This window comes from Nonomuraea sp. NPDC049141, from assembly GCF_040648415.1.
Lineage (GTDB): Bacteria > Actinomycetota > Actinomycetes > Streptosporangiales > Streptosporangiaceae > Nonomuraea.
In genome coordinates this window covers 1-1,771 of sequence record NZ_JBEZDR010000178.1, presented here as the reverse complement: position 1 = coordinate 1,771, position 1,771 = coordinate 1, and the positions used below count along the sequence as shown (strand labels likewise).

Below are 1,771 nucleotides of genomic sequence, written 5' to 3'. Positions count from 1 at the left end.
ACCGCACCGAGGTGCCCCGCCTCCGCGAGGCGGTGCACGACGGCGCGGGGCAACTCCTGCGCGCGGTCCCAGCCGTCGGCGTACGGCACCAGGTCGTCGTCGGCGAACGCCGCGAACCGCTCCCACGCCCGTTGCTGGTCGGCGGTGAGCTGGACCCTCATCCGCGTACCGTCGCAGTCCGACGCCCGACCAACGCCACGATGGCGTCGATGCTGCTGAAGTTCTCCAGTTCCAGGTCCTCGTCCGCCACCGGGCAGTCCAGCTCGCTCTCGACGAACAGCACGAGCTGCATGACGAACAGCGAGTTGACGTCCCCGGCGGCGAAGATGTTCTCGTCGTCGGCGATCTCCCGGTCCCGGACGTACCGGGCGAGGAACGCGCGGACCTGCCGTCGAATGTTCTCCATCATCCTCGCCTCTCCGCTGGCGCCGGCCGGTCGCCGGCACCGGCGTAGGAGTAGAAGCCCGCACCGCTCTTGCGGCCGTGCAGGCCGGCCTGCACCATCCGGCGCAGCAGCGGGCAGGGTCGGTACTTGCTGTCGGCGAACGCCTCGTGCAGCCCCTCGATGGACTGGACGATGGTGTCCAGGCCGATCAGGTCGGCGGTCTCCAACGGGCCCATCCGGTGCCCGAAGCAGCCACGGAAGAGCCGGTCGATCTCCGCGGCGTCGGCGACCCGCTCCTGGAGCAGGAAGGCCGCCTCGTTGATCGTCAGCATGAGCACCCGGTTGCTGACGAAGCCCGGCGAGTCGGCCACCACCACGGCCTCCTTGCCCAGCCGCTCCAGCAGGGAGCGACCGCGAGCGACGGTCTCGTCGCTGGTGTGGTGCCCCCGGATCACCTCGACCATGGGTCGCAGCGGCACCGGGTTCATGAAGTGCATGCCCAGCACCGCCTGCGGCCGGCGGGTCAGGCCACCGAGAGCCGTGATCGCGATGACGGAGGTGTTCGCCGCCAGCACCGTGTCCGGCCGGCACACCTCGTCCAGCCGCTCGTACACCGGCTGTTTGACGGCCCAGTCCTCGGTGACGTTCTCGATGACGAAGTCGACCTCGGCGAGGGCGTCCAGGTCGGTGTGCCAGCTGATCCGCTCCAGCACCGCCGTCCGGTTCCCGCCGGTTCCCGCGAGCAGCCGCCGCAGGCGTACCCCGTCCCCGATCTCCCGCCGGGCCCGGTCCAGGATCTCCGTGCTCAGGTCCACCAGCACCACCGACAGCCCGGCCTCCGCCAGGGCCTGCGACACCCCGGTTCCCATCACGCCGGCGCCCACCACGCCGACCGTCTCGATGTCACCCATCGGTCATCCTCCTCGGCTCTCGGTCAGTACGGCCGGGCCGGCCGGCGCCGGCTCCCGGCGGAGCACGTCGGCCAACTCGGCGACGGTGCGCGCCTCGAACAGCACGCTCAGCGGCACGCTCAGCCCCAGCTCGCGGCCGATCCGGTTGACCATCTCCAGCCCGAGCAGGGAGTGCCCGCCCAGCTCGAAGAAGTCGTCGTCGACCCCGACCTGCTCCACGCCGAGCAGGTCGTGCCAGATGTCGACAAGGCGCGCCTCCACCGCGTCGCCGGGCGCCCGGTACGGCGTGCCCAGCGCCGGTCGGGGGTGCGCCGGTGGCCGCTGCGCCACCGCCTCGGCCCCCCGGCGACCGGCGATGTCGGCGAACACCGCGTCGAGGTCCTTGGCCACCACCGCCACCTGCGGGCCGACGTCGGCGGCGAGCAGCCGGCGGAAGGCGTCGGCGCCCTCGGCAGGCCGCAGGCCGGTGGCGAGG

At 72.3% G+C, this 1,771-nt stretch carries 4 protein-coding genes; all 4 read right to left on the bottom strand.

The window, feature by feature from the left end; all coding sequences use genetic code 11:
* On the bottom strand, nt 1-161 hold a 161-nt coding region (locus AB0B91_RS65640; RefSeq protein WP_358343139.1), incomplete at its 3' end, for an acyl-CoA dehydrogenase family protein.
* Entirely contained in the window at nt 158-409 is a 252-nt protein-coding gene (locus AB0B91_RS65635) for an acyl carrier protein (protein WP_358343137.1), read from the bottom strand. The genes AB0B91_RS65635 and AB0B91_RS65640, both read right to left, overlap by 4 nt.
* Nucleotides 406-1,296 (bottom strand): 3-hydroxyacyl-CoA dehydrogenase NAD-binding domain-containing protein, encoded by an 891-nt coding sequence (locus AB0B91_RS65630; RefSeq protein WP_089002953.1) that lies wholly within the window; start codon nt 1,294-1,296, stop codon nt 406-408. The genes AB0B91_RS65635 and AB0B91_RS65630 overlap by 4 nt, the downstream gene beginning before the upstream one ends.
* Before the next feature lie 3 nt (nt 1,297-1,299).
* Nucleotides 1,300-1,771: phosphopantetheine-binding protein (locus AB0B91_RS65625; protein WP_358343135.1), on the bottom strand; the 472-nt coding region annotated here is incomplete at its 5' end.

Excerpts from the sequence above, each read along its gene's own strand:
- AB0B91_RS65630 (WP_089002953.1), bottom strand. The coding sequence starts at position 1,296 with ATGGGTGACATCGAGACGGTCGGCGTGGTGGGCGCCGGCGTGATGGGA.
- AB0B91_RS65635 (WP_358343137.1), bottom strand. The coding sequence starts at position 409 with ATGATGGAGAACATTCGACGGCAGGTCCGCGCGTTCCTCGCCCGGTAC.